This window comes from Mycetohabitans sp. B8, from assembly GCF_021991875.1.
Lineage (GTDB): Bacteria > Pseudomonadota > Gammaproteobacteria > Burkholderiales > Burkholderiaceae > Mycetohabitans.
This window is the reverse complement of record NZ_JAHLKR010000029.1, coordinates 1-2741: the sequence shown is the minus strand read 5'-3', so window position 1 is coordinate 2741 and position 2741 is coordinate 1. Positions and strand designations below refer to the sequence as shown.

3 protein-coding genes and 1 pseudogene are annotated in these 2741 nt (G+C 53.4%); all 4 read right to left on the bottom strand.

Going from position 1 to position 2741, the window contains the following annotated elements; translation table 11 throughout:
• Positions 1-286, bottom strand: a pseudogene (locus KQH60_RS14510) (transposase); the annotation flags it as partial.
• Between the two features lie 206 nt (positions 287-492).
• On the bottom strand, positions 493-840 hold the full coding sequence (locus KQH60_RS14505; RefSeq protein ID WP_237577117.1) for a putative toxin-antitoxin system toxin component, PIN family: 348 nt from the start codon (positions 838-840) through the stop codon (positions 493-495).
• 65 nt (positions 841-905) lie between these two features.
• On the bottom strand, positions 906-1178 hold the full coding sequence (locus tag KQH60_RS14500; RefSeq protein ID WP_237577116.1) for a type II toxin-antitoxin system Phd/YefM family antitoxin: 273 nt from the start codon (positions 1176-1178) through the stop codon (positions 906-908).
• Positions 1179-1851: 673 nt separating this feature from the next.
• Complete coding sequence (locus KQH60_RS14495) at positions 1852-2517, bottom strand: hypothetical protein (RefSeq protein WP_237577115.1); 666 nt, start codon at positions 2515-2517, stop codon at positions 1852-1854.
• Between the last annotated feature and the right edge of the window lie 224 nt (positions 2518-2741).

The following is a 2741-nucleotide window of genomic DNA, read 5'->3' as shown; positions in this document are numbered from 1 at the left end:
CCTTTCGCTGATGCGTTGGTCTTACCTCGCCTTCCTGCCACGCTGTGCCAAGACTCGCCAGGAAATCCGCAAGGGGAGCACGAGCAGGTGTGGTTGCCTGCGTCGGCGTCGTGCCGGATTCGCTACATTGCGCGACGCGCTGCTGCGCTTCGCGCATTCGGCTCAACAGCTCCAGTGGGTCAAGCGCTCGGAACTGCGCACGTAGCCTGCGTTTGGTTGCCTGCGGCACCGACGCCCAGCGCAGCACGCGCTCGAGCGGCGTCAACGGCGCTTCATACCGCTTCATGACCCTCGCGCCATGACGTGTCTTCGATTTCAGCTTAAATGAAAGCTGAAAGAAGTTAATGTACAAACGTGACACCTCGTAAAGGCAGGCAAGGGTTTGCGTCGCTTCAAGTCCGCGTAACCGGCCATACCCGACGAGGCGGCGCACGACTGATCCATTCTTTTGTTCGACCCACGCCTGGTATTTGAATCACCAGCCGATTTCAATTAGGTCCCATGGCGCCTCCAAAAATCCGCCGGCGTGACGATGGAATATCGATCCGCCAGCGCCAACAAATCTTTGTCCCCCGTAATGAGATACTGCGCTTTCGCTGCCAGCAGCGTAAGTAATACGGGTTGGTCAGCCGAATCACGCAAACTTGCGTCCTGCGCGCCTTCTGGCTCGACTACATCGGCTAATAACATAAAACTATCGGCTAGGTCGCGAATTTGCGGCGGTGTCATGCCTACCCTAGGCAACCGCGGTAGAACCCGGACCATCTCGTCTAAGATGTAGTGCGACAGTGCCACCTCCAACCCGCCTTGGCGCCAAGCCGCGACGATGCGCCCAGGCATGCTGCTCGGGTAAGCCAAGCCCGATACCAGCACGTTGGTATCAAGCACAACACGTAAGCTAGCCATCAGCACCGCTTCCGCTCAGCGGCCACTGCGGCATCGATCTCCGCCTGACCTTCCTGAATCGGCACGCCGGCATAGGCTTCGGCGATTCGGCTGCTAAGCGCATCGAAGCGGTCCTGCATACGCCGGATGCGGGCGAATAATTCGGCGTCGACGAGCGCTGCGACCGGCTTGCCGTCCTTATTGATAACGATACTGTCGTTGCGATACTGTACCTGATTGAGCATTTCGCCCAAATTTTGTCGGAAATTCACGGCATTGACTTCGGTAATCATCGCACCCTCCATTGCTACATTGACCATAATGATCATTATGGTGCAAAATAAGTATGGTGTCTAGCTTTGAATCAGTCACCATCACCTCGGCGAGTGAGCCAAGGCGATTACGCTGCGAAATAGTGAACAGGGTGGGTTGCAGTGACGGTGCCAAAAAGGCAAGACTTGGCCCATGGTGAACGAACGTGATGCTCGTCAAAGCCTAATCCGCCACGGCGAGAGCGAGCATCATCGATCGACTGACTGCGCGTTTTGGCTCATCGGTGACTCGACAGCCGCTTTTCAGTGGCTTACGTCTGCAGCAGCTGCACAATTTCACGAAGCCGAGTTCGGTATAGCGCTAGCTTGCGCTCACTGCGCCCGAGGGGGTACGGCTTTGACAGCAGCGCGCCGAACACTTGCTGCGTAACACGTACTGTCATCGCTTGCCCGCTCGGTTTTTGAGGCTCTCGAAAATTTTATAGATATTAACTTTTATGGGAAAATCCGTTCCGCAATCGAGTTTGGGTCGCAGTCCGCAAACCCGTATTTCGCCTGAGGCTTTTCCGCTTTGCGGAACAAAATCTAGGGTATCAGCCGGGCTTCCCGAGCAGCACTTCAACGGAGATAGGCACCTGTGTTGCAAGGTAAGCCATGCAGCTTGCCTTGAGTGGCTGCCAGCACCGCTCGATCATCACACTTGCGCCGAGGTGGAGGCTTCGTTGCTCGGTTGCTTGCCGGCTTCGCTGATGGGCCGATGGGTGACGACAAAAGCCTTGTAATAAACGCCTTTTTTATTAGGTTCTTTAATTACAAAGTGACCATTTTGTTCTCTTAACCGGCTCAAGTCAATCTCTTTACCCTTTGCCTCCGAGCTAGCGATAAAGTAGCCTTCATGCCATTTTAGTTGGCTCAAATCAAGCTCTTCCCAGCCGCTAGGATTGCCGATTTCAATGCATCCATTTTTATGTCCGGCGGCTTTATTGTCGCTCGTGGTAAGCATCACGTGGAAGGGTTTGGTTGCTATGCGAGGGGACTCGGTTAATTTGCCTACGGCCTCGAAGAAGCCGAGAGTGTGTCCGGGTGGCACGTTTCTCAATTCATTGGCATTATTTATCCGTGTATCGGACGATGTAACCAAATCTGTCTTAGCATTCACCGATTTATACCGATTTTTAGGGATGGCCCCTGCTTTAAATGCACAGTCCTTGACCGCATCCCAACATACGTTGCCTTTACTCGTCAATTCTTCATTTTCTTTTTTATGCAGTGGATCACCATTCGAATCGCATTCTGCGGAACGCCTGGCATAATCCGCTGCCAGATTGCAGTAGTACTTGCTGCGCTGTTCTGGTGTCAAGTTGGAAAGATTCGGTCCCAAACTCGGCAAGCAACTCGTTATACAACTGTGCACCCCAGAAAGCACTGACTGACCGATCGATTGTCCGTGGGTCTCTTCTGCTATAGACCCATTGGTAATCCCCCCAAAAAACCGGTGGGAACAGAAGTAGAATTTTCTTGTTAAGGGAGTTCTACGCAATGAAGAAGTCGAGATTCACGGACAGCCAGATCATGGAGGCGCTC